We start from the raw sequence: 24,608 nt of genomic DNA, 5'->3' as shown, positions 1-24,608 counted from the left end.
GCTCAGGCCTTCAACTTGTAGCCGAAGCCACGGACCGTCTCGATCCGGTCCTGGCCGATCTTCTGCCGCAGCCGCTGCACGTGCACGTCGACCACGCGGGTGTCCCCGCCCCAGCCGTAGTCCCACACCCGCTCCAGCAGCTTGTCGCGGGAGAGCACCGTGCCCGGCGCGGAGGAGAACTCCAGCAGCAGCCGCATCTCGGTCGGTGTCAGCGCCACCGGCTGCCCGGCGCGGCGGACCTCCATGCCCTCGGTGTCGACCTCCAGGTCCCCGAAGGCCAGCACCCCGCCGCTCGCCGGGGCGGGCACCTCCTCGCCCCGGCCGCCGCCCGCGTGCCCGAAGCGGCGCAGCACCGCGCGGATCCGGGCGACCAGGACGGCACCGTCGAACGGCTTGGTCACGTAGTCGTCGGCGCCCGCTTCCAGGCCCAGCACCACGTCGATGGAGTCGGCCCGCGCCGACAGCATGATCACCGGCACGGTCGACTCGTCCCGGATGCGGCGGCACAGGCTGACCCCGTCGAGGCCGGGCACCATGACGTCCAGGAGCGCGATGTCGGGGCGGTCCGCCCGGAACGCCTCCAGGCCCGACAGTCCGTCGGGCATGGCGGTGACCACGAAGCCGTCCCGTTCCAGGGCGAGCTGCGTGGCCTCGCGGATGACGTCGTCGTCCTCGACGAACAGGACGTGGGTCTGGTCTGCCATCCCGGTGCTCTCAGTCCTTCGTGGTCCGTGGGGGTGCGTTCTCACTGCTTCGACGCACGGGCCGTGCGGTGCGTTCACCGGGGGATCGGTCCGAGCGGCCCGATCGGTTCACGCGGCTCCGGGCCCGCGTCAGCTCGCGGGCGCCGGTGTCGTGCTGTCGCCGACGACCTTCCCGTAGTCGTTGTGCGTGCGGTACTTCTCCGCGAAGTGGCCGGAGGTCCATCTGTACGTGATCACGTTCTCCCCGGAGGGGCTCGACACCGGGTCGCCCTTCTCGTACACCTGCTTGGTCACCACCAGGTCGCCGCGGTCGATCTCCGCGTAGACCGGCGGCTCCTCGGCCTTGAACACATTCTCGTACGAGCCGTCCTGCTCGCGGTACACGTAACTGCCCACACCCACCGCGTCACCGCAGGTCAGCACATTGACGACGACGTCGTCCGCGGAGCCGCCGGTCAGGTTGCCGTAGGAGACGTCGACCGGATACTCGTCGGCGACGCACGGCTTCAGATCGCGCTTCACCTCGGGCGCGACCTTCGGGTCGTCCTTGACGAGCTTGACCGCGTTCACGGTGTCGGGCGACTGCGACGGTGCGGCGGACGGGGTGGCCGCAGCGGCGCCCGCCACCGACTCGGCGTGCGCCGGGCCCTCGTCCCGGGCACCGGTCCCGCCGGAACCGCACCCGGACACCAAAAGGGCGAGGGCGGTGGGCACGGCCAGTGCCGCGCTCACCGCCTGGATACCGCCCCGGGTCCGCGCGGAACCCTCGCCGGTCAGGCCGCGCACCGCTCCCGCTCCTCACGCTCCAGCGCGCGTGCGTCCAGATCGCGGGACTCCAGCTCCTCGCGGAGCCGGGCGAGCGCCCGGTGCAGCGTGCTTTTGACCGTTCCGGCCGACATGCCGAGGGCGGCGGCCGTCTCCTCCGTGGACATCTGCTCCCAGTGTCGCAGCACCACGACACTGCGCTGTTTCGGGGCGAGCACCTTCAGGATGTCCATCAGCAGGGCGCGGTCCGCGTGCTGCTCGGTGGCGTCGTCGACCGAGGCGTCCGGGAGCTGCTCGGTCGGGACCTCCTCCAGCTTCCGCGCCCGCCACCACTCGGTGCGGGTGTTGATCATCACCCGGCGCAGATACGCGTCGGCCAGCCGCTTGTCCTCGATGGTCTCCCAGCGGCCGTACGTCCGTACCAGCGCCGTCTGGAGCAGGTCCTGCGCATCCGTCGGGTCCGGGACCAGGCGGCGGGCACTGCGCAGCAGCGCGTCCTGCCGGGTGCGGACGTACTCCTCGAACTCGAGCACCTCGCCCTGCGCCATGGTGAACCGCCTCCCGTTTCCCCGTTCGGGCCGGCTCCCCGCCGCCCGTGTACTGCCTGTGGTCTTCGTCGTCCCGTGTCTTCCGGGAACGAGTTCGAAGGTACGGAGGCGTTGTCACGGCGTTGTCCGAAGCAGCCTGCGGCCAGCGCTCGGCTGTCCGTCGGTTGTGTAACGGAAGTCGGAACGGGGTAAAGCCATGGGGGTGTTGGGGGCGGTTCGGGGTGATTTGCCCACCCCGGCTTCTGTGACGGACGGCGATCCGCGCTGTGAACTCTCTGTACGTCAGGTCATCGGCAGCCGGTACGAACCGTCCGCCAGCGGTTCCACCAGACCGTCGGCGACCAGACCGTCCAGCGCGCGGGCCCGCTGCACCGGCTCGTGCCACACCCGGTCCAGGGCCGCCTGCGGGACGGGCCCGTGGGCCTCCCGGAGCACGGCGAGCAGCCGCCCGCGCACCTGCCGGTCGGTGCCCGCGTACGTCTGGCCGCGGCGCGGCGGCCCGTCGTGCTCCGGCTTGCCGGCCAGCCGCCAGGCGCACTGCGCGGCGATCGGGCAGCGGTGGCACGACTCGCTCTTCGCCGTGCAGACCAGCGCCCCCAGTTCCATCGAGGCGGCGGCCCAGCGGGCGGCGGTGCTCTCGTCCTCGGGCAGCAGCGCGCGGGCCAGTCTGCGCTCGGCGGCGGTGGTGGCGTTCGGCGGGTACTGCACGCCGGTGACCGCGCGGGCGAAGACCCTGCGCACGTTGGTGTCCAGCACCGGGTGCCGCTGCCCGTAGGCGAAGGAGGCGACGGCGGCGGCCGTGTACTCGCCGATGCCGGGCAGCGCCAGCAGCTGCGCGTGATCGGCCGGTACGTCGCCGCCGTGCCGCTCCGTTATGGCGACGGCGGCGCCGTGCAGCCGCAGCGCACGGCGCGGGTAGCCGAGCCGGCCCCAGGCGCGCACGGCCTCGCCGGGCGCCTCCTTGGCCAGATCGGCGGGACGCGGCCAGCGCGCCACCCACTGCTCGTAGACGGGCAGGACGCGGCTCACGGGCGTCTGCTGGAGCATGAACTCGCTGACCATCACCCCCCACGCCCCGGCCTCGGGACGCCGCCACGGCAGGTCACGGGCGTTCTCGCCGAACCAGTCGATGACGGGGGAGTGCAGGTGCTCGCCGGGGGGCGGGCCGGAGGGGGCGCCGACGGGGGCGGCGGCGGAGGCGGGTACGGCGACGGCGGCGGTGTCGGTGGAGGGGTGCGGGGGCTTCGTGGGAGCAGTCATGGCCTTTCGATGGTGCCACGCAGAGCCGCCGAACCGGGCACACCGCCACCCCGCCGAGGGGGTTGCCCGACGATCGGCAGCTCTCCGTCCGAGCCGCCGATCGTGAGTGAGCGCCGCCTCGGCTGCCCTCATTCATCCCCAACCGGCCGCATGGCGACAGCAGTTCGCCCGCGGGATGTCGTGAACTGCTTGCCCGCTTGGCCACTTATCGACCGGCGCATGGGCGTCCTGGCCCCGCGGCGCGCCGTGCGGCCCCGCTCAGTGGCGCGCGGGACGTCTCGTCGTGAGGCGAAGGGCGCCGCACCGGTGCTGCGGCGTGCCCACCACGAGTGATCACGGACGGTAGGCGATGGGGCGATACCGTCACGCCCTGCGACCGTCAGAGCCGTGACGGACGAAAGACGAAGGCGGGCACGGGATTTCCGGAATGATGATCCGGAAAAGTTGTCGCTCCGAGCGGCGGGTGGGACGGGCGAACGCGCCGATCTCTCGTAAGGTTTGGGCCGTGGGATCTTTGCGCAATCCGGTCGGGCCGCTTCCCTCCTCCATCTACTGGCGTCGGAGGGTCGTACTGGTGTCTGTGGTGGCCGTGTTGGCGCTGCTGACCGTCTGGATCGTGACGATGGGCGGCGGGGGCGGCAAGGACGGCGACAACGGCGCCAACGGCAAGAATCCCGCGCCCTCGATCACGCCCGGCCCGTCGAGTTCGGGCCCGGCCATCAGCCAAGCCCCCGGGGGACGCGACGAGTCGGGCGGTGGCGGTTCGGGCGGCTCGTCGTCCGGGTCCGGCGGCGGGTCCGGTGACGGTTCGGGGGACGGCGGAGCCGGCGGCGGTTCCGGGTCCGGCGGCGGTTCCGGCTCGGGCGGGTCCGAAGGGTCGGGCGGTTCCGGCGGCTCCGGAAGCGGCAGCACCTCGGGCGGCGTCGGCGCGGGCGACACCCTGCCGGCCGGTTCCACCCTGCCCAACTGCACCGCGAGCGCCGTCAAGTTCAGCCTGCGCAGCCGGCACAACACCTACGACCCCGAGCAGACGCCCACGTTCCTGCTGACCGCGCGCAACGTCTCCGGCAGCGACTGCAAGATCGATCTCGGGCCGAAGAACGCGGTGTTCACGATCGCCCCCGCGAGCAGCGACGACGACTACTGGTCGTCAGAGGACTGCCCCAAGGCCGCCGCGCACCAGCTGTACCGGGTCGCCGCCGGCAGCGGCATCACCTACACCGTGAAGTGGGACCGCAAGCCGAGCGCCCCCGAATGCGCCACACCTCCGGCGGGTTCGGCCAAGGCGGGCACCTACCTGGTGGAGGCCAAGGCGCCGGGCTTCGCGAAGGTCCAGACGTCGTTCGTGCTCTCCGCCGACTAGGGCCGGAGTAAGCCGGAGGGCGGTACCCCGTGCCGGGTACCGCCCTCCGCCGTTTCGTCCGGGTGCCCACGCGTCAGACGTACCGCTCCAGGATCGACGACTCCGCCAGCCGGGACAGGCCCTCTCGGACGCTGCGTGCCCGGGCCTCGCCCACGCCGTCGACCGTCTGGAGGTCGTCGACGCTCGCCGCGAGCAGCTTCTGGAGCCCGCCGAAGTGCTCGACGAGGCGGTCGATGATCGCGCCGGGCAGCCGGGGCACCTTGGCCAGGAGGCGGAAGCCGCGCGGCGACACCGCCGAGTCCAGCGTCTCCGGCGCGCCGGTGTAGCCCAACGCCCGCGCCACCGTGGACATTTCGAGCAGCTCGGCGTGGCTGAGGGCGTCGAGCTCGGCGAGGGCCTCGTCGACCGTGCGGGAGCGCTTGGCCGTGGGTTCGGGGACGTAGTCCCGCACGACCAGCTCGCGCTCGGGCTCGACGCCCGCGATCAGCTCGTCGAGCTGGAGGGCCAGGAGGCGGCCGTCGGTGCCGAGCTCCACCACGTACTCGGCGATCTCGGTGGCGATGCGGCGCACCATCTCCAGGCGCTGGGCGACGGCCGAGACGTCCCGGACGGTCACCAGGTCCTCGATCTCCAGCGCCGACAGCGTGCCCGCGACCTCGTCGAGGCGGAGCTTGTAGCGCTCCAGGGTGGCGAGCGCCTGGTTGGCCCGGGACAGGATCGCCGCCGAGTCCTCCAGGACGCGGCGCTGGCCGTCGACGTACAGGGCGATCAGGCGCATCGACTGGGAGACGGAGACCACCGGGAAACCGACCTGCTTGCTGACGCGGTCCGCGGTGCGGTGCCGGGTGCCGGTCTCCTCCGTCGGGATCGTCGGGTCCGGGACCAGCTGCACGCCCGCGCGCAGGATCTTCGACAGGTCCGAGGACAGCACGATGCCGCCGTCCAGCTTGCACAGCTCGCGCAGACGGGTCGCGGTGAACTCGACGTCCAGCACGAAACCGCCGCTGCACAGCGCCTCGACGGTCTTGTCGGAGCCGAGCACGATGAGCCCGCCGGTGTTGCCCCGGAGCACGCGCTCCAGGCCGTCACGCAGGGCGGTGCCGGGTGCCACGGCGCTCAGGGAGGCGCGCATCAGGCCATCGGTACCGGCGCTCCCGCCGGATTTTCCGGGAGCAGATGCCCGGTCGTTGGCTGCCACTGCACTCCTCCGGTCGCAGGTTCTGGGCGCCCCCGTGTCGCGCGCTCGGTTCGCACGGACGGGCGAGACCAGGGCAAAGTCTACCGGCGACCCTCCTCGTCCCGTGGGGCCTCTCTGCGACGGGACCGCGGAAGGACCCGCAGGGCGTCCCCTATGTCCGCGACCTCCAGCACCTTCATGCCCGCCGGGACCTTGCCCGGATCGCCCGGGACCAGCGCGTGCGTGAAGCCCAGACGGTGGGCTTCGGCCAGCCTGCGCTGCACTCCCGTGACCCTCCTCACCTCGCCCGCGAGGCCCACTTCGCCGATCGCGACGAGGTTCTTGGGGAGAGGTGTGTCACTCGCCGCGCTCGCCAGGGCGAGGGCGACGGCCAGGTCCGCGGCCGGCTCGGTCAGCTTCACACCGCCGACCGTCGCGGAGTAGATGTCCCTTTTGCCCAAGGCGCTGATCCGCCCGCGCTGTTCCAGCACCGCGAGCATCATCGACACGCGGGAGGTCTCCAGGCCCGAGGTGGTGCGGCGCGGGGAGGGGATCTGCGAGTCCACCGTGAGCGCCTGGACCTCGGCGACCAGGGGGCGGCGGCCCTCCAGCGTGACGGTCAGGCAGGTGCCCGGGACGGGTTCGGCCCGGCGCGTCAGGAAGAGGCCGCTCGGGTCGGCGAGGCCCGTGATGCCCTCGTCGTGCAGCTCGAAGCAGCCGACCTCGTCGGTGGTGCCGTAGCGGTTCTTCACGCCGCGCACGAGACGCAGGCGGGCGTGCCGGTCGCCCTCGAAGGACAGGACGACGTCCACCAGGTGCTCCAGCAGGCGCGGGCCCGCGATCGCGCCGTCCTTGGTGACGTGGCCCACCAGCAGCGTGGACATGCCGCGCTCCTTGGACGCCCGGATCAGCGCCCCCGCGACCTCCCGCACCTGGGCCATGCCGCCGGGCGCGCCGTCGATCTCGGGGGACGCCACCGTCTGCACCGAGTCCATGATCAGCAGGGACGGCTTCACCGCGTCCAAGTGGCCCAGCACCGCCGCCAGATCCGTCTCGGCCGCCAGGTACAGGTGGTCGTCGATGGCGCCGATGCGGTCGGCGCGCAGCCGGACCTGGCTCGCCGACTCCTCACCCGTGACGTACAGCGTGCGGTGCTCGTCGCTGGCGGACTTGGCCGCCACGTCGAGCAGGAGCGTCGACTTGCCGACGCCCGGTTCACCGGCGACCAGCACCACCGCGCCGGGGACCAGCCCGCCGCCGAGCACGCGGTCCAGCTCCGGCACGCCGGTGGGGCGGGCGGCGGCCTGACGGCCGTCCACCTGGCCGATCGGCAGGGCGGAGGTGGTGACCCGGCCGGGCGCGGTCGTACGCACCGCGGGCGTGCCGTACTCCTCGACCGTCCCCCAGGCCTGGCACTCGGGGCAGCGGCCGAGCCACTTCGCCGTCTGCCAGCCGCATTCCGTGCAGCGGTAGGACGGGCGGTCCTTGGTGGTCTTCGTACGGGCAGCCATGGACGAAACCGTAGCCGCCGGCACTGACATCGCGGGGAGCGGCCGACGGCGGCCGGCTGCGCGCCAGGGGTCCGCCACCCCGCGCCAGCGGCGGAACGCCTGGTTCATGTCCCCGATTGAGGGATCGTTTCACCCGTACGGATTAAATGTGCTCAAGCCGCCTGAAGGTGCCACTCCCGGCCCCCTACGGTCGCCGAATGATGAGCAGTACTCCGGAGATCTCGACCCGCACGGCCGGCGCGCACCGGGCGCACCGGGAAGCGCGTGACCGAGGGGCTGCGCGCACGCTGGCGCAGCGGCCGCCCGCGCGCTACGAGCCCTACCTGGACGGCCTGTTCACCTACTGCCTGTCGGTGCTGTGCGACCACGAGGCCGCGACCGCCGCCCTGGGCGACGTCCTCGCCCTCGCCGAACGGCGGGGCCGGCACGCACCCGAGGCGCCCGCGGACCGCAGGGCCTGGCTGTACGCGCTGGCCCGCTGGGCGTGCCTGCGCAAGCTGGCCGAGGCCAAGCAGAAACGTCAGAGCAGCCACGCCGCGGGCCGCGCCGCACGGCAGCGCGCCGACCGGCCGGCCGCCCCGGCGCCTTCCGAGGAGGTCCAGGAGCGGCGCCGTCGCGAACTGGCCCTGCTCGCCTGGCCGGAGGCCGCCGGCACCACCCCGGAGCAGCGGGAGGCGCTCGAACTGGCCGTGCGCCACCACCTCGCCGCCCACGAGGTCGCCGCCGTCCTCGGCATGGACCCGGCCGCCGCCCGCGACCTGCTGGCCTCCGCCGCCTGTGAGGTGGAACGCACGCGTGCCGCCCTCGCCGTGGTCGAGACCCGGGCGTGTCCGAGCGTGGCGCACCTCGCGGGCGACGACCGGCTCGTGCTCGGCACGGCCCTGCGCCGCGAACTCGTCCGGCACGTCGACGACTGCCCGCGCTGCCGCCGCACCGCCGAGCGCGCCATCCCCGGCCGCTGGCCCGGCACCAGCGTCACGCCCGCCGAACTGCCCGTCCTGCCCGCGCCCCGGGCGGCCCTGCACGTCGCCATGTCGCACCCTGCGCGGGGGCTCGCGCCCCGCTTCGACCGGCGCGGATTCCCGATGGACCCCAAGGACCACGCCGCCCGGAGGGACCGTCTCCGCGCGCGTGCCGTGACCACGACCGTCGTCGCCACCGTGGTGGCCGCTCCCGTGCTCGCCCTGTGGGCGGCCTACCGGGGCACCCCCGTCGGTGAGGGCCGGGACGGCCGCTCGGCCTCCGCGCGCGAGGCGGACGACCCCTTCGGCCTGGACGGCGAGATGGCGGGCGGCGGCTACGAGAACACCGGCAACGCGAGCACCCGGCCCGGCCCCCGCTTCGGCAAGGACGGCAAGGCCGACGTCTCCGTGGAGGTCATCGGCGTCGCCGGCGCCGGCCGCGAGACCACCCTCGAGGTCACCGCGGACCACAGCGGCGACACCACCCTCGTCACCCTGACCGCCACCGGCCCGGCACCGGTCCGCTGGTCCGCGACCACGGGAGCCCCCTGGCTCTACCTCAGCCGGTCGTCGGGAACGCTGCGGCCCGGCGAGTCGTTGACGATCAAGGTGTACGTCGACCATCTGCGGGAGCCCGCCGGACCCTGGCACGCGCGGGTGGCGATCGCACCGGCGGGCGCCGTCGTCCACATCGACGGCTACGGCACCGCGCCCAGCCCCTCCGGCCCCGGCCCGGACCCTCGGCCCAGCGACCCGGGCCCGACCCGGCCCGACCCGACACCCACGACCTCCGCCCCGGACCCGGACCCGACGCCGACCACCCCGCCCCCGTCACCCGACCCGGACCCCACCCCCACGGACACCGGCCCGACCGAGCCGGCGGGCTCGACGCCCCCGCCCTCGGACGGCGGCGACCCGAGCCCGGCCACCTCGTAACCGGCCGCTCAGACCACCGGATCCGCGGGGTGCGGTGCCAGCAGCGGCAACTGCGAGGCCAGCCGCTCCTCGCACAGCTCGACCAGCCGGTCGTAGCCGGCCTTGCCCATCAGCTCGATCAGCTCGGGCCGGTAGGAGACGTAGACGGGGTCGCCCGCACCGTGCGCCGAGGTCGCCGACGTGCACCACCAGTGCAGGTCATGACCGCCCGGGCCCCAGCCCCGGCGGTCGTACTCGCCGATCGACACCTGAAGGACGCGGGTGTCGTCGGGCCGGTCGATCCACTCGTACGTCCGCCGCACCGGCAGCTGCCAGCACACGTCCGGCTTGGTCTCCAGCGGCTCGCGGCCCTCCTTCAGGGCCAGGATGTGCAGCGAGCAGCCCATGCCGCCCGGGAAGCCGGGCCGGTTCTGGAAGATGCACGAGCCCTGGAAGGGCCGCGTCTGCCGATCGCCGTCCTCGTCCTCGGAGACCCAGCCGTTCCGCGTGCCCTCGGCGTGGTGCTGCCAGATGTCCGGCGTGAGCCTGGCCACATGCCCGGCCACGCGCTTCTCGTCGTCCTCGTCGGAGAAGTGGGCACCCAACGTGCAGCACCCGTCGTCCGCGCGGCCCGCCTGGATGCCCTGGCAGCCGCTGCCGAAGATGCAGTTCCAGCGAGAGGTCAGCCATGTCAGATCGCAGCGGAACACCTGCTCGTCGTCCGCCGGATCGGGAAACTCCACCCACGCGCGGGCGAAGTCCAGGCCCTGCTCGTCGGGTACCGCGACGCCAGGTGATTTGTCGCGCTTGGCCTTTTTCGTCTTTGGCACGAGTCCAGGGTACGGGCCTCGTACCCCCACCGAGGACGGCGGACGGCCCGGTGGGCAGTAGCGTGCCGTACATGAGACTCGGTGTCCTCGACGTGGGATCGAACACGGTGCATCTGCTCGTGGTGGACGCGCACCCCGGCGCGTGCCCGCTTCCCGCGCACTCGCACAAGGCGGAACTGCGCCTCGCCCAGCTCCTCGAAGAAGACGGCGCGATCGGCCCGCACGGCGTCGACCGACTGGTCTCGGTCATCCGGGAGGCCCTCCAGGCCGCCGAGGACAAGGGCGTCGAGGACCTGCTCCCGTTCGCCACCTCCGCCGTGCGCGAGGCCGGCAACGCCGACGACGTCCTGGCCCGGGTGCGCGCCGAGACCGGTGTCGAGCTCCAGGTCCTCACCGGCGAGGAGGAGGCCCGCCTCACCTTCCTCGCCGCCCGCCGCTGGTTCGGCTGGTCCGCCGGAAAGCTGCTCGTCCTGGACATCGGCGGCGGATCCCTGGAGATCGCCTACGGCATGGACGAGGAGCCCGACGCGGCCGCCTCCCTCCCCCTGGGCGCCGGACGCCTCACCGCCGGCTGGCTGCCCGGCGATCCGCCCGACCCGGACGACGTCCGCGCCCTGCGCCGCCATGTGCGCACCGAGATCGCCCGCACGGTCGGCGAGTTCAGCCGCTTCGGCGCCCCCGACCACGTCGTCGCCACCTCGAAGACCTTCAAGCAGCTGGCCCGCCTCGCCGGTGCCGCCCGCTCCGCCGAGGGCCTCTACGTCCAGCGCGAGCTAAAGCGGGAGTCCTTGGAGGGCTGGGTCCCGCGACTGGCGGCCATGACGGAGCGCGAGCGCGCGGAGCTGCCGGGCGTCTCGGAGGGCCGGGCCGGTCAGCTCCTGGCGGGCGCCCTGGTGGCCGAGGCCACCTTGGACCTCTTCGGCGTGGAGCGGGTCGAGATATGCCCCTGGGCGCTGCGCGAAGGCGTGATCCTGCGTCGCCTGGATCACATGGAGTCGGTGTAGAGGATCCCACTGCTATGGCAAACACCACAACGGCGAAGAGAGCCCCCACTTCACCCCGACCACACCCCGTAACCTGTCCTGCATGGCAGAGCCAGCCGTGAAGATCCCGGACGCGAAGGTCGCCCTGTCGACGGCCTCGGTCTACCCGGAGTCGACGGCCACGGCCTTCGAGATCGCCGCGCGCCTCGGCTACGACGGAGTCGAGGTCATGGTCTGGACCGACCCGGTCAGCCAGGACATCGAGGCCCTGCGCAGACTCAGCGACTACCACCGCATCCCGATCCTGGCCGTGCACGCCCCCTGCCTGCTCATCACGCAGCGCGTCTGGTCCACCGACCCGTGGACCAAACTCCAGCGGGCCCGCACGGCGGCGGAGAAGCTCGGCGCGAGCACGGTCGTCGTCCACCCCCCGTTCCGCTGGCAGCGCCAGTACGCCCGGGACTTCGTCACCGGCATCTGGCGCATGGCCGACGAGACGGACGTACGGTTCGCCGTCGAAAACATGTACCCGTGGCGCTACCGCGACCGCGAGATGCTCGCGTACGCCCCCGACTGGGACGTGACGAAGGACGACTACCGGCACTTCACGATCGACCTCAGCCACACCGCGACGGCCCGCTCCGACGCCCTGGACATGGTCGACCGCATGGGGGACCGGCTCGGCCACGTCCACCTCGCCGACGGCCGGGGTTCCGCCAAGGACGAGCACCTGGTGCCCGGCCGCGGCACCCAGCCCTGCGCCGAGGTGCTGGAGCGCCTCGCCCTGACCGGCTTCGACGGGCATGTCGTCATCGAGGTCAACACCCGCCGCGCGATGTCGAGCGCGGAGCGCGAGGCCGACCTGGCGGAGGCCCTGGCCTTCACCCGCCTGCATCTGGCCTCGGCCGTGAAGGTGCCGCGGCGATGACCGACCGGCCCCCGGCCGGCGGCGGGTCCGGCACCGCCGCCCGCCGTCGCGGCCGCCCCCCGCGCACCGAGTCGGCCGACACCCGCGACCGCATCCTGACCGCCGCCCGCGACGAGTTCTCCGAGCGCGGCTACGAGAAGACGTCCGTGCGCGGCATCGCCAAGTCGGCGGGTGTCGACTCCGCCCTCGTGCACCACTACTTCGGCACGAAGGAGCAGGTCTTCGAGGCGGCGATCACCCAGTCCTTCGGGCCCGCCCTGCAAGCCCCCAAGGCCATCGAGGAGGGCCCGCTCGACGGGGTGGGGGAGCGCCTGGCCCGGTTCTTCTTCGGAGTCTGGGAGAACCCGGCGACCCGCGCGCCCGTGCTCGCCATCGTCCGCTCCGCCCTCACCAACGAGACCGCGGCCGCCGTCTTCCGCCGGATCGTCGCCACCCAGGTGCTGCGCCGCATCGCCGGCCGGCTGGAGCAGCCGGACGCCGAGCTGCGGGCCGAGCTGGCCGCCGCGCAGCTGGTCGGCACCGCGATCCTGCGGTACGTCGTCAAGGTCGAGCCGCTGGCCTCCGCGGACCCGGAGCAGATCATCGCGCGCATCGCACCCGTCGTTCAGGGGCACCTGACCGGCCCGTAGGGTGCACGCCGCGCCGCCGTCTCCGAGACGGCCGTCCCGCATTCCGGACACTCCGTCCCGCCCTCTGGATGACCGGCGTACGCTCGGTAGCAGTCAGAAGTGTCCGAATCCTCTGACGCAGTCTCTGAAGGAGCGAGCGACGATGCCCGAGCTGAGGTCCCGCACAGTCACCCACGGCCGCAACATGGCGGGCGCCCGCGCCCTGATGCGCGCCTCCGGTGTACCGGGCGGGGACATCGGCCGCAAGCCGATCATCGCGGTCGCCAACAGCTTCACGGAGTTCGTCCCCGGCCACACGCACCTGGCGCCGGTCGGCCGGATCGTCAGCGAGGCGGTGATCGAGGCCGGCGGCATCCCGCGCGAGTTCAACACGATCGCCGTGGACGACGGCATCGCCATGGGCCACGGCGGCATGCTCTACTCCCTGCCCTCGCGCGACCTGATCGCGGACAGCGTGGAGTACATGGTGGAGGCCCACTGCGCCGACGCCCTGATCTGCATCTCCAACTGCGACAAGATCACCCCGGGCATGCTCAACGCCGCCCTGCGGCTGAACATCCCGACGGTGTTCGTCTCCGGCGGCCCCATGGAGTCCGGCCGCGCCACCCTGGTCGACGGCACGGTCCGCACGCTCGACCTGGTCGACGCGATCTCCGACGCCGTGAACGACAAGATCTCCGACGAGGACATCCTCCGCATCGAGGAGAACGCCTGCCCGACCTGCGGCTCGTGTTCCGGCATGTTCACCGCCAACTCGATGAACTGCCTGACCGAGGCCATCGGCCTGTCCCTGCCGGGCAACGGCTCGGTCCTCGCCACCCACACCGCCCGCAAGCAGCTGTACGTCAACGCGGCCAAGACGGTCATGGACATCACCCGCCGCTACTACGAGCAGGACGACGAGACGGTCCTGCCGCGCAGCGTGGCGTCCTTCGCAGCCTTCGAGAACGCCATGGCCCTCGACATCGCCATGGGCGGCTCCACCAACACGATCCTGCATCTGCTGGCCGCCGCCCAGGAGGCGGGCGTCCCCTTCGGCCTGGAGGAGATCAACGAGGTCTCCCGCCGTGTGCCGTGCCTGGCCAAGGTCGCCCCGAACGTGGCCAAGGACCGCACGTACTACATGGAGGACGTGCACCGCGCCGGCGGCATCCCCGCCCTGCTGGGCGAGCTGCACCGCGCCGGGCTGCTCAACGAGGACGTGCACTGCGTCCACAGCCCCTCCCTCGCCGACTGGCTAAAGACCTGGGACGTGCGCGGCGGCTCGCCGTCCCCGGAGGCGATCGAGCTGTGGCACGCGGCCCCCGGCTGCGTCCGCTCCGCCGAGGCCTTCTCCCAGTCCGAGCGCTGGGAGGCCCTGGACGAGGACGCGGAGGGCGGCTGCATCCGCTCCGCCGAGCACGCCTACTCCAAGGACGGCGGCCTCGCGGTCCTCAAGGGCAACCTGGCCGTGGACGGCTGCGTCGTGAAGACGGCCGGCGTCGACGAGTCCATCTGGACCTTCGAGGGCCCGGCGGTCGTCTGCGAGTCGCAGGAGGAGGCCGTGCAGAAGATCCTCACCCAGCAGGTCAAGGAGGGCGACGTCGTCGTCATCCGCTACGAGGGCCCCAAGGGCGGCCCCGGCATGCAGGAGATGCTCTACCCGACCTCGTACCTGAAGGGCCGCGGCCTGGGCAAGACCTGCGCGCTGGTCACCGACGGCCGCTTCTCCGGCGGCACCTCGGGCCTGTCCATCGGCCACGCCTCGCCCGAGGCGGCCGCGGGCGGCACCATCGCCCTGGTCGAGGACGGCGACCGCATCCGCATCGACATCCCGAACCGCTCCATCGAGCTGCTGGTGGACGACGCCGAGCTGATCCGCCGCGAGCAGGCGTTGAACGGCGTCTACGCCCCGAAGAACCGCGAGCGCAAGGTCTCGGCCGCGCTGCGGGCCTACGCGGCGATGGCGACCAGCGCGGACAAGGGCGCCGTGCGGGACGTGTCGAAGCTGGGCTGACCAACCCGCCGTGGACTCAGGGCCGTCCCCCGTTGCCGGGGGGCGGCCCTCATTCGTGCCGCCAGCCGGCGGGATCGCCCGCGGGGACGGCGAAGACGGTGCCGTCGGGCGCGGTGGCGCAAAGACGGCCGTCGGCGAGCACGGGGGCGGGGACCGCGTCCGCGACCCGTTCCGCGTTCGTGCCGAGCCGCGGGGGCGTCTGCCCGAGGAGCCGGCCCTCACGTGCGTCCACGCCGAGCAGGCGCCCGTCGGGGGCGGAGAAGTAGACGTACCGGCCGTCGGCCACCGGCGCGGAGCCCCGGGTCACCGCGGTCTCCAGGCTCCAGAGCCGCCGACGCGCACGCAGGTCGACGGCCACCAGCGATCCGCCGTCCCCCATCAGATACACGACGTCGCCGCGCACCGTGGCCTGCGACCGCTCGAGCGGGACGGGCAGCACCACCCGACGGGATGTCCCGTCGCGCGGCGTGTAGCGCACCACGGCCTTCGTCGATCCGTAGACCGCGTCGACGGAGACGAGGACGAGGGAACCGCCGGCCGCGCCGACGGGCTGCAACGACCCCTTCAGCCGTACGTCCCATCGGACTTCGCCCGTCTCCGGGGCGACCGCGGTGACGCGGGTGCTCGACCCGTCGTCCGACGTGCTCGTCGCATAGGCCGACGGGTCGGCGGAGAAGGACGTGAAGTACGGGGCCCGGTGCCCCTGGATGCGGCGGTTCCACTTCGTCCGCCCGGTAGCGCTGTCCACGCCGGTGACCGTGCCGTCGGCGCCGGTGACCAGGAGCATGCCCCCCGCATGCGCCAGCCCGCTGTACGACGGCACCGTCTGCCGCCAGCGCGTCCTGCCCGAGGCGGGCTCGAAGGCCTCCAGCCGCGTGCCCCGGTCCAGCGCGGGCTGCACCAGGCCGCCTGACACGACCGGCCGTCCGCCCTGCGCCGTGGCGCCGGTGCGCTGCCACAACCGGCGCCCGTCGGACGGGTCGAGCGCGAAGACACGACCCGTCTGCGCGCAGACCAGCACCCCCTCTCCCTGGGAGCACTGCGGCGTCCCCTTCTCGGGCGCCGACGTCGTCTCCCACGGGCTCACTCCCGCCGCCCTGGCGCGCGGCGCGCTGCCGCCCGCGGGTGCCGGATCGTCACCGCCGAGCAGCTGCACGGAGGTCACCGCGGCGATGGCGGCCAGGCCGAGGAGCCCGGTCCCGACCAGCGGCCACCTGCCGGGGAGTCTCCAGGACCGCCGTCCGGGCTCGGGGACGCGCCGCTCCGGGCCCGGCTCGGGCTCCGGCGGGTCTCCCGCCCGTTGTGCCGGTATGAACACCTGGGTGTCGTACGACGCCGCCACCGACCGCAGTTCCCGCATCAGCTCGTCCGGGGTCGGCCGGTCCTCGGGCTCCTTGGCCAGACACCGCGCCACGAGCGGCGCGAGACTCTCCGGCACTCCGGCCAGGTCCGGTTCGTCATGGACGACCTGGTAGGCGACGACGTACGGACTGTCGGAGTCGAACGGCCCGCGCCCCGTGGCCGCGTGCACCATCACCGACCCGAGCGCGAAGACGTCGGCGGCGGGCCCCACTTCCCGGGGGCGCCGGAACTGCTCCGGTGCCATGAACGGCGGGGTCCCGATCAACTTGCCCGTCTCGGTGCGCAGTTCGCTGTCCTTGGGCCGGGAGATGCCGAAGTCGATGACTTTGGGCCCGTCCTCGGCGAGGAGCACATTGCTCGGTTTGAGATCCCTGTGCACCACACCGACCCGGTGGATGTCGCGCAGCGCCTCGGCCAGTCCGGCCATCAGGCGGCGCAACTCGGCGGGATTCATGGCCCCGTTCCGCTTCACATGGCCGGACAGGGTCGGCCCGGGGATGAACAGGGTGGCCATCCAGGGCCGTTCGGCCTCCGAGTCGGCGTCGACGACGGACGCGGTGAAGGCACCGCTGACCTGCCGAGCGGCCGCCACCTCCTGTCTGAACCGACCTCTGAACTCGGGGTCCCTGGCGAACTCGGCGTGGACGACCTTCACCGCGAGCTTCATCCCCGAGGTACTGCGGGCGAGATGCACGACACCCATGCCCCCGGAGCCCAGGATCGACTCCAGCCGGTAGTGGCCGGCGTATTCGGGAAGTTCCGCTTCCGGGCCCGTTCCGGTACCGCTCTGTGGCGCCATGGACCCACCCCCGTGCTCTTCGTCCGCGCGCGCGACGCACGGAGCCTAGTCGATGGCTCGTTCGGGACAGAGGCGGCTTGCTAGTCTCCGCGTGCGAGTCGCGCACGTGTGTTTCACGACGTGACGCGGGGGAATCAACGGGGCCCCATGGCAGTCATGGGGTTGTAACGGGGGGATTTTTCATGTCTGTCGACCGTGTCGAAGAGACGCTGAGCGGCCAGGTGACGGAAGCGGCCGGCGCCGAGGTCACCACCACGGCCCTGCGCTATTACTCGGTCGCGCCGGGCGCCCGTGTCAACGTCCGCAGCGGACCCGGCACCAACTACACCGTGATCCGGATCCTGCCCGAAGGGGCGAAGGTCCCGATCTACTGCCAGTCGCCGGGCACCTCGGTGACGGGCCCGTACGGCACGACGAACATCTGGGACAACATCGACAACGGTCAGTACGTCTCGGACGCCTACGTGAACACCGGCAGCGACGGCTACGTCCGTCCGCGCTGCTCCTGATCCGGCCGCCACGACTCCGGGACCAACGGCGCATTCGTCCCGGACGCCTACGTGAAGACGGGCAGCGACGGCTACGTCGCCTCGCGCTGCGGGTAGGTCGTGTCCGCGAAGTACCCGGCCCGCACGGAGTCCGGCGCCCACGCCGCCCTGGCCCGCACGGAGCCCGCGGCCCGGCAGTGGTCATAATCGACCTGTGAGTGCAGACGACAGCACCCCTGCCGCCCCCGCGGGCTCCACGGCCGGGCGCCTCGGCCCCCGCCCCGAGCCCCTGCGCTTCTTCGGCACGACCTGGCTGCACCACGACAGCGGCTACACCGCCCGCCGTATCGCGGTCGCCGCCGGTTCTCTCACCGCCGCGGCCGTCTCCTGCCTCGTCCTGCGCCTCGCCTACCAGGGGCTCCAGATCGCCGCGATCGGTGGTTTCGTCACGCTCCTCATGGTCGTGATGTTCGCGGTGTGCAGCGCGATGGCCTTCCGCCACACCTGGGACGGCTTCACCCGCCGCCCCGACCCCGACCGCCAGGCATCCCTGCGCGGCCTGCTGACCATCGGCTTCGTCGGCTCGCTCCTCGCCTACTTCTTCCGCTCCCTCACCGAGGCGCCAGGGGAGAAGCGGCACCGCGAGGAGTACGAAGAGGCCCGCAGACAGTACGAGCAGCGCACGACCCGACGCTCGGGCAACCCGAGGAACCGCCGCCGCAGGTAGCGCCCCGGCGCATCGCACCGGGCCCGGGCCCCTCTGCCGGAATCCGCCCGAGGCTCCCGGCCTCTACCGCGCCGCCACGATGCGCTCGACCGCTGCCGTGACCAGTTGTTCGCGCTCTGCCTCGTCGAAGACGTCCGGCAGGGTGAGCTGCTCGACGATCAGCCAGTTCAGCGTCAGCATGAGCAGCTTCACGGCCATGGCGTCGCCGGGGAGCCCGGAGGCTTCGTGGTGGGCGACATTGGCGTCGACGTCGGCGCGCACCCGCTCGGTGAGGACCTTGCGCAGTTCGGGGCGGCGGGTGGCCTCTAGGCGCAGTTCGAGCAGGGCGAGATAGCCGGTGCGGAAGCCGGCGACGCGGCCGACGAGCTCCCGCATCAACGCCGTGTAGCTCTCCCGGTCGCGGCCGGCCGCCTGCTGGCGCGCGATCGTCGCCTCGTCGGGCTGGAGCCGCTCATAGACCCGGGCCCCTGCCTGGGTGAGCAGGTCGTCCCGGTTGGCGAAGTAGTTGGAGGCGGTCCCGGCCGGAACGGCGGCCGCGGCGTCCACCGCCCGGAACGTCAGCCCTCGTGCGCCCTCACCGGCCAGCACCTCGATCGCCGCATCGACGAGGGCGGCGCGCCGCTGATCGTTCCGCCTGACCATTGACACCACTCCATCTGTAGTACTAGCTTCAAACCACTACGCATAGAGTACTACGTTTGGAGTGGCCAACGTGCGGAAGCTCGTGTACTACATCGCCGTCACGCTCGACGGCCGCATCGCAGGCCCGCACGGCGAGTACGACTTCTTCCCCGCCGGCGACGAACAGCAGAGCGCCGCCTACGCCGCCTGGGTCAACGGCCTCTACCCCGAGACCCTTCCGACCGCCTACCGGGCCGCCGTAGGCCTCACCGACGCACCGAACCGGCGGTTCGACACCGTCGTCATGGGCCTCGGCACCTACCGCCCGTCTCTCGACCAGGGAATCACCAGCCCCTACGCCCACCTGCGCCAGTACGTGGTCTCCAGCGCGCTGGACCCGGCCGTCGACCCGGCCGTCACCGTCGCTGCGGGCGATCCGCGCACCCTCGTACGCGACCTCAAGCAGGAGGAGGACACCGACCTGGACATCTGGCTCTGCGGCGGCGGCAAGCTCGCCGGTGCCCTCCTGCCCGAGATCGACGAACTGGTCGTCAAGCACTACCCGGTGGTCGCCGGCGCCGGGATCCCGGCCTTCGACGGCACCTTCGACCCCACGGTCTTCGATGTCGCCGAGCGCACCGCCTTCCCCAACGGAGTCACTCTCACCCGCCTCACCCGCCGCTAGCGCCGGCCTGGCCAGAGGTCTCCCCGGCAAGCGCCCCCCTCCATCCCCCGAGGGCTGTCACCCCGGGCGCCATCCCCGCACCTCAGCCTGCCCCCGGCGCCCCACGCCCGCTCGAAGCCCGGGCGTTCCGAACCCCCGGGTTTCCGAAGCCCCGCCACCGCGCACGCCCGAAGCCCTTCGCCCCCCGGCCCAGCCCCAACCCCCGCCGATCTCACCGAAATCTCACCGCACCCCACCCCGCCCCCGGCCACCATGGCCCCATGACCACACCTCCCACCGCCCACCACCCCACCGGAGCCGACCGCACCCCCGAACCCCCCGCCGACCATCCCGCCCCCGAGCCCTCCCGGGCCGCCCGGGCCCACTCCTTCAACGCCGCCGCGGCCCAGTACGCGGCCAACCGGCCCTCCTACCCCCCGGCTCTCTTCGACGCGATAGAGGAGCTGACCGGCCGCCCCCTCACCGGCACGCGCGTCGCGGACGTCGGCGCCGGCACCGGCATCGCCACCGCCCTCCTGCACGCCAGGGGCGCGCACGTCGTCGCCGTGGAACCCGGTGACGGCATGGCGGCCCAGTTCCGCCGCGCCCTCCCCGGCATCCCGGTCGTCCGCGGCACGGGCGACGACCTCCCCCTCGCCGACGCCTCCGTCGACCTCGTCACCTACGCCCAGGCCTGGCACTGGACCGACCCCGCCCGCGCCGTCCCGGAAGCCCTGCGCGTCCTGCGCCCCGGCGGCGCCCTCGCCCTCTGGTGGAACACCGAGGCCCTCGACGTGCCCTGGATCGCCGAGGCCGCCGCCCGCACCGCGCGCCACTTCGGCATCGACGTCTCCGCGGAGAAACGCAACGTCAACGCCCGCGCCGCCGACCCCACCGGCCGCCTCGGCTTCACCCGCCGCACGGTCCGCTGGAGCCGCCGCGTCCCGGTCGACACCCACCTCGCCAACATCGGCAGCCACTCGGTCTTCCTCGTCCACGGCGCCGAACACACCGCGGCGTTCCTGACCGAGGAGCGCGAACACCTCCTCCGGGCCTTCCCGGACGGCTTCGTGGAGGAGGTCTACGAGGTCGTCCTGCTCCTCGCCGCGACCCCGGCCTGACGCGCACCCGCCCGAAGGAGGCCCGGGCCCACCCCCCACAGCCGCTTGACGCGTCCGGACCCCGGGAGCATTATTCATCACATGATGAATAATGCTCCCGGCTCGCCACGCCCGGGCCCGGACACGCCGGCCGTCCACGCCGAGAACCTCACCGTCGTCCGCGGCCCCCGCACGGTCCTGCGCAACCTCGGCTTCACCGTCCCCCGGGGCCGCATCACCGGCCTCCTCGGCCCCTCCGGCTGCGGCAAGTCCACCCTCATGCGCGCCCTGGTCGGCAGCCAGGCCAACGTCACCGGCACCCTCGACGTCCTCGGCCACCCCGCCGGCCACCCCACCCTGCGCAACCGCATCGGCTACGTCACCCAAGCCCCCTCCGTCTACGACGACCTGACCGTCCGCCAGAACCTCGACTACTTCGCCGCGATCCTGAACCCCGGCCGGGCGGCCGCCGCTCACCGGGCCGAGAGCGTCACCCGGGCCATCGCCGACGTCGACCTCACCACCCACGCCGACGCCCTGGCCGGCAACCTCTCCGGCGGCCAGCGCAACCGCGTCTCCCTGGCCGTCGCCCTCCTCGGCACCCCCGAGCTCCTGATCCTCGACGAACCCACCGTCGGCCTCGACCCGGTCCTGCGCCGCGACCTGTGGAACCTCTTCCACGACCTCGCGACCCGCCGCGGCGCGACCCTCCTCGTCTCCTCCCACGTCATGGACGAGGCCGAGCGCTGCCACCGCCTCCTCCTCATGCGCGACGGCGAGCTCCTGGCTGGGGGCACCTCCCGGCCGGAGGCTGGGGGAGACACCCCCGACGACCTGCGCGCCCGCACCGGCGCCGACACGGTCGAACAGGCCTTCCTCCACCTGGTGGACGAGGCGAAAGCGGCAGCCCGCACGAAGGAGACGACCCGATGACCACCAGCACCACCCCCGAGGCCCGGCCGGCAGGCCCCCCGCGAGCCCTCAGCGCCTCCCGCACCACCGCCACCGCCGCCCGGGTCCTGCGCCAGCTCACCCACGACCCGCGCACCATCGCCCTGCTGATCCTCATCCCCTGCGTGATGCTGTTCCTGCTGCGCTACGTCTTCGACGGCAGCCCGCGCACCTTCGACAACATCGGCGCGTCCCTGCTCGGGATCTTCCCCCTCATCACGATGTTCCTGGTGACGTCCATCGCCACCCTGCGCGAACGCACCTCGGGCACCCTCGAACGCCTCCTCGCCATGCCCCTCGGCAAGGGCGACCTGATCGCCGGCTACGCCCTGGCGTTCGGCACCCTGGCGATCATCCAGTCCGCCCTGGCCACCGGCCTCGCGGTCTTCTTCCTCGGCCTCGACGTCACCGGCAGCCCCTGGCTCCTGCTGCTCGTGGCCCTCCTGGACGCCCTCCTCGGCACGGCCCTCGGCCTCTTCGTCTCGGCCTTCGCGGCCTCGGAGTTCCAGGCGGTCCAGTTCATGCCGGCGGTGATCTTCCCCCAGCTCCTCCTGTGCGGCCTGTTCACCCCGCGCGACGCCATGCACCCGGCCCTGGAAGCCGTCTCCGACGTGCTGCCCATGTCGTACGCCGTCGACGGCATGAACGAGGTGCTCCGCCACACCGACATGACCGCCACGTTCGTACGCGACGCCCTGATCGTCGCGGGCTGCGCACTCCTGGTCCTGATCCTGGGCGCGGCCACCCTCAGGCGCAGGACGGCGTAACCACCCCGCGCAACCGCCCCGAGTGCCTCCCCGGGCAGCCACCGGGCCCCGCATCCCGCCCAGCGGACACCCGAGCCGCCCCCCACTCCCCGGTGCGAGGATGGACCCCGGACGACGCACCCTTCGGAGGCACCCCGCGCCATGACCCAGAAAGTCGCAGTCCTCGGCACCGGCAAGATCGGCGAAGCCCTGCTCAGCGGAATGATCCGCGCCGGCTGGACCCCGTCCGACCTCCTGGTCACCGCCCGCCGCCCGGAACGAGCCGAAGAACTCCGCACCCGCTACGGCGTCACCCCGGTCACCAACCCCGAAGCCGCCAAGACCGCCGACACCCTGATCCTCACGGTCAAACCCCAGGACATGGGCACGCTGCTCGACGAGCTCGCCCCCCACGTCCCCGCCGACCGCCTGGTCATCAGCGGCGCCGCCGGCATCCCCACGGCCTACTTCGAGGAACGCCTGGCCCCCGACACCCCGGTCGTCCGCGTCATGACGAACACCCCCGCCCTGGTCGACGAGGCCATGTCCGTCATCTCCGCCGGCACCCACGCCACCGCCGACCACCTCGCCCACACCGAGGAGATCTTCGGCGCCGTCGGCAAGACGCTCCGCGTCCCCGAGTCCCAGCAGGACGCCTGCACCGCCCTCTCCGGCTCGGGCCCGGCCTACTTCTTCTACCTCGTCGAAGCCATGACCGACGCCGGCATCCTCCTCGGCCTGCCCCGCGACAAGGCCCACGACCTGATCGTCCAGTCCGCGATCGGCGCCGCCACGATGCTCCGCGACAGCGGCGAACACCCGGTGAAGCTCCGCGAGAACGTCACGTCCCCCGCCGGAACCACCATCAACGCCATCCGCGAACTCGAGAACCACGGCGTACGGGCCGCCCTCATCGCCGCCCTCGAAGCCGCCCGCGACCGCAGCCGCGCCCTGGCCTCCGGCAACAACGGCTGACCTGTGGGGGCGGGCCCGCGGCCCGCCCCCACCCGGCGTCACCTCACACCGCCACCATGGACCCGGCCCCCGCCGCCTCCGTCACGGCCGGCAGCAACCCGATCGCCCGGTACGCGGCATCCACCGTCGGCCGGGCCATCCCCCGGGCCCGCTCCGCCCCCTCCCGCAGCACCCCCTCCACATGAGTGGGATCCGCGCACAACTCCTTGTGCCTCTCCTGAAGGGGCCGGAGCACCTCGACCACGGCCTCGGCGGTGTCCCTCTTCAGATCCCCGTACGACGTGTACGCCCCGGCCAGCTCCTCAGGGCTCCCACCCGTGCACGCGGCGAGCATCTCCAGCAGATTGGCGAGCCCCGGCCGGTCCTCCCGGTCGTAGACGACCTCCCGCCCGCTGTCGGTCACCGCCCGCATGACCTTCTTCCGCACCACGTCCGGCTCGTCCAGCAGATAGACGATCCCCGGACCCACGTCGTCGCTCTTGCCCATCTTCGACGCCGGGTCCTGCAGATTCATCACCCGCGCCGCCACTCCCGGCCGCGTGGCCCGCGGCACCACGAACGTGTGCCCGTAGCGCTGGTTGAACCGCACGGCCAGATCCCGCGCCAGTTCCACATGCTGGCGCTGATCGTCCCCGACCGGCACCTCGCCGGCCCCGTACGCCAGGATGTCCGCCGCCATCAGCACGGGATACGTCAGCAGCGACAGCCGCACACTCCCGCCCCGCCGCTGCTCCCGGGCGGCCTTCTCCTTGTACTGGATCATCCGCCGCATCTCACCGTCGGTGGCCACGCACTCCAGCACGTACGACAGCCGGGCGTGCTCGTCCACGTGGCTCTGCACGAACACCGTGCAGAGCTCCGGATCGAGACCGGCCGCCAGCAGCAACGTGGCCGACTGCCGACTGAGCCTGCGCACCCGCGCGGGATCGTGGTCCATGGTCAGGGCGTGCAGATCGACGACGCAGAACAAGGCATCGGCCTCGTGCTGGTCGACCGCGGCCCACCGCCGCATGGCCCCCAGGTAGTTCCCCAGCGTCAGATGCCCCGTCGGCTTGACCCCGCTGAAGACCCGTGTCATCTCTCCTCCACCTTCCGGTCGGGACCACCGCCCCGGGCGGCCGCCCCTCGGCGGTGCCGGAGGGAGAAACAGAAACGGCCGCCGAAGCGGCGGCCGTCGAGTGCGTACGTGAGCGCGGCCGCCGTCAGGCGGCCCACCAGGACTGGTGACACGTACGCGTGGTCATGGGGCCCAGAGTACGCCGCGGGAGGGCGGTCCACCCGTGAGTTGACACGCCCTGCCCCGCTCCGTAGTGTTCTCCGAGTTGCCCGACGTGAGCGCCGACCCCGGTCGGTCCCCGGGCAGCCAATCCGCAAGTACCCACCACTGCTCGATGGCAGAACTCTGTCGTCGTTTCATTGGTGTACGTATTCACGGAATGAGGAATCCCCGTTCGAAAGGACGAGGCCCCCGATTAGGTCGGGAGCCGGGGAATCCGCTAAAGTCTCACTCGTCGGAACGGCCCAACAGCCGCAAAGACAACTCCCGCTGACCGGGAATCAGGCCCGAAAGGATCTGATAGAGTCGGAACCGCCGGAAAGGGAAA

General features: G+C 72.6%; 23 protein-coding genes. 13 read left to right on the top strand and 10 right to left on the bottom strand.

Translation table 11 applies throughout. The features are described 5' to 3' along the window. Positions 1–2: 2 nt before the first annotated feature. The 4 genes from cseB to AC0665_RS13490 all read right to left on the bottom strand — a co-directional run bounded on the left by cseB (position 3) and on the right by AC0665_RS13490 (position 3,277). A complete protein-coding gene (cseB, locus tag AC0665_RS13505) occupies positions 3–704 on the bottom strand; it encodes a two-component system response regulator CseB (RefSeq protein WP_468408696.1) in 702 nt (233 codons plus the stop codon). A 129-nt stretch (positions 705–833) separates the two neighbouring features. After that, on the bottom strand, positions 834–1,490 hold the full coding sequence (locus AC0665_RS13500) for a hypothetical protein (protein ID WP_468408698.1): 657 nt from the start codon (positions 1,488–1,490) through the stop codon (positions 834–836). Next, positions 1,478–2,017, bottom strand: coding sequence for a SigE family RNA polymerase sigma factor (locus tag AC0665_RS13495; protein WP_030251439.1), 540 nt, complete (start codon positions 2,015–2,017; stop codon positions 1,478–1,480). Before AC0665_RS13495 ends, AC0665_RS13500 begins: the two co-directional genes overlap by 13 nt. Before the next feature lie 282 nt (positions 2,018–2,299). Continuing rightward, positions 2,300–3,277 (bottom strand): HhH-GPD family protein, encoded by a 978-nt coding sequence (locus AC0665_RS13490; RefSeq protein ID WP_478603617.1) that lies wholly within the window; start codon positions 3,275–3,277, stop codon positions 2,300–2,302. Positions 3,278–3,782: 505 nt separating this feature from the next. Between AC0665_RS13490 and AC0665_RS13485 the strand changes: the two genes are divergently transcribed. Beyond that, a complete protein-coding gene (locus AC0665_RS13485; RefSeq protein ID WP_468635092.1) occupies positions 3,783–4,640 on the top strand; it encodes a hypothetical protein in 858 nt (285 codons plus the stop codon). Positions 4,641–4,713: 73 nt separating this feature from the next. Here the strand turns inward: AC0665_RS13485 and disA are convergent, their stop codons facing one another. Both disA and radA read right to left on the bottom strand, forming a co-directional pair. After that, positions 4,714–5,838: a DNA integrity scanning diadenylate cyclase DisA gene (gene disA, locus AC0665_RS13480; RefSeq protein ID WP_361949538.1), complete on the bottom strand. Its 1,125-nt coding sequence runs from the start codon at positions 5,836–5,838 to the stop codon at positions 4,714–4,716. Between the two features lie 80 nt (positions 5,839–5,918). After that, positions 5,919–7,328, bottom strand: a complete 1,410-nt coding sequence (radA, locus tag AC0665_RS13475) for a DNA repair protein RadA (RefSeq protein WP_358479295.1) — start codon at positions 7,326–7,328, stop codon at positions 5,919–5,921. Positions 7,329–7,525: 197 nt separating this feature from the next. On the opposite strand from radA, the gene AC0665_RS13470 reads away from it, so the two are divergent. Then, positions 7,526–9,226 (top strand): BACON domain-containing protein, encoded by a 1,701-nt coding sequence (locus AC0665_RS13470; protein WP_478705048.1) that lies wholly within the window; start codon positions 7,526–7,528, stop codon positions 9,224–9,226. An 8-nt stretch (positions 9,227–9,234) separates the two neighbouring features. Here the strand turns inward: AC0665_RS13470 and AC0665_RS13465 are convergent, their stop codons facing one another. Beyond that, entirely contained in the window at positions 9,235–10,035 is an 801-nt protein-coding gene (locus AC0665_RS13465; RefSeq protein WP_468408707.1) for a DUF3109 family protein, read from the bottom strand. A gap of 71 nt (positions 10,036–10,106) precedes the next feature. On the opposite strand from AC0665_RS13465, the gene AC0665_RS13460 reads away from it, so the two are divergent. From AC0665_RS13460 to ilvD, 4 genes are all read left to right on the top strand, one after another. After that, positions 10,107–11,039, top strand: a complete 933-nt coding sequence (locus AC0665_RS13460; protein ID WP_468635096.1) for a Ppx/GppA family phosphatase — start codon at positions 10,107–10,109, stop codon at positions 11,037–11,039. An 82-nt stretch (positions 11,040–11,121) separates the two neighbouring features. Then, entirely contained in the window at positions 11,122–11,946 is an 825-nt protein-coding gene (locus AC0665_RS13455) for a sugar phosphate isomerase/epimerase family protein (RefSeq protein ID WP_478508196.1), read from the top strand. Continuing rightward, positions 11,943–12,575, top strand: a complete 633-nt coding sequence (locus AC0665_RS13450; protein ID WP_478603624.1) for a TetR/AcrR family transcriptional regulator — start codon at positions 11,943–11,945, stop codon at positions 12,573–12,575. The genes AC0665_RS13455 and AC0665_RS13450 overlap by 4 nt, the downstream gene beginning before the upstream one ends. Before the next feature lie 142 nt (positions 12,576–12,717). Continuing rightward, positions 12,718–14,571, top strand: coding sequence for a dihydroxy-acid dehydratase (ilvD, locus tag AC0665_RS13445; protein ID WP_478603627.1), 1,854 nt, complete (start codon positions 12,718–12,720; stop codon positions 14,569–14,571). A gap of 49 nt (positions 14,572–14,620) precedes the next feature. Here the strand turns inward: ilvD and AC0665_RS13440 are convergent, their stop codons facing one another. Beyond that, positions 14,621–16,732 (bottom strand): serine/threonine-protein kinase, encoded by a 2,112-nt coding sequence (locus AC0665_RS13440; RefSeq protein WP_478705047.1) that lies wholly within the window; start codon positions 16,730–16,732, stop codon positions 14,621–14,623. 182 nt (positions 16,733–16,914) lie between these two features. Between AC0665_RS13440 and AC0665_RS13435 the strand changes: the two genes are divergently transcribed. Next, entirely contained in the window at positions 16,915–17,241 is a 327-nt protein-coding gene (locus AC0665_RS13435) for an SH3 domain-containing protein (protein WP_468408718.1), read from the top strand. Positions 17,242–17,434: 193 nt separating this feature from the next. Next, a complete protein-coding gene (locus AC0665_RS13430; protein ID WP_478705046.1) occupies positions 17,435–17,947 on the top strand; it encodes an EamA/RhaT family transporter in 513 nt (170 codons plus the stop codon). A gap of 63 nt (positions 17,948–18,010) precedes the next feature. Here AC0665_RS13430 and AC0665_RS13425 read toward each other — a convergent pair whose 3' ends face one another. After that, positions 18,011–18,589, bottom strand: coding sequence for a TetR/AcrR family transcriptional regulator (locus AC0665_RS13425; RefSeq protein ID WP_478508192.1), 579 nt, complete (start codon positions 18,587–18,589; stop codon positions 18,011–18,013). Between the two features lie 70 nt (positions 18,590–18,659). On the opposite strand from AC0665_RS13425, the gene AC0665_RS13420 reads away from it, so the two are divergent. The 5 genes from AC0665_RS13420 (at position 18,660) to proC (ending at position 23,004) form a co-directional block, all read left to right on the top strand. Next, positions 18,660–19,253, top strand: coding sequence for a dihydrofolate reductase family protein (locus tag AC0665_RS13420; protein ID WP_478705045.1), 594 nt, complete (start codon positions 18,660–18,662; stop codon positions 19,251–19,253). A 260-nt stretch (positions 19,254–19,513) separates the two neighbouring features. Then, a complete protein-coding gene (locus AC0665_RS13415; protein ID WP_478705044.1) occupies positions 19,514–20,353 on the top strand; it encodes a class I SAM-dependent methyltransferase in 840 nt (279 codons plus the stop codon). Between the two features lie 81 nt (positions 20,354–20,434). Beyond that, on the top strand, positions 20,435–21,265 hold the full coding sequence (locus AC0665_RS13410; protein WP_478705043.1) for an ABC transporter ATP-binding protein: 831 nt from the start codon (positions 20,435–20,437) through the stop codon (positions 21,263–21,265). Continuing rightward, on the top strand, positions 21,262–22,050 hold the full coding sequence (locus AC0665_RS13405) for an ABC transporter permease (RefSeq protein ID WP_468408730.1): 789 nt from the start codon (positions 21,262–21,264) through the stop codon (positions 22,048–22,050). The genes AC0665_RS13410 and AC0665_RS13405 overlap by 4 nt, the downstream gene beginning before the upstream one ends. 141 nt (positions 22,051–22,191) lie before the next feature. Beyond that, positions 22,192–23,004, top strand: a complete 813-nt coding sequence (gene proC, locus AC0665_RS13400; RefSeq protein ID WP_363117670.1) for a pyrroline-5-carboxylate reductase — start codon at positions 22,192–22,194, stop codon at positions 23,002–23,004. Between the two features lie 43 nt (positions 23,005–23,047). On the opposite strand, the gene trpS is transcribed toward proC, so the two are convergent. Further along, positions 23,048–24,082 carry a tryptophan--tRNA ligase gene (trpS, locus tag AC0665_RS13395; RefSeq protein ID WP_478705042.1) on the bottom strand — a complete coding sequence of 345 codons (1,035 nt, stop codon included), beginning with the start codon at positions 24,080–24,082 and terminating at the stop codon, positions 23,048–23,050. Between the last annotated feature and the right edge of the window lie 526 nt (positions 24,083–24,608).

This window comes from Streptomyces sp. NPDC043685, assembly GCF_056436585.1.
Note: the sequence above shows the minus strand (reverse complement) of the source record. Positions and strands in the feature narration are given on the sequence as shown.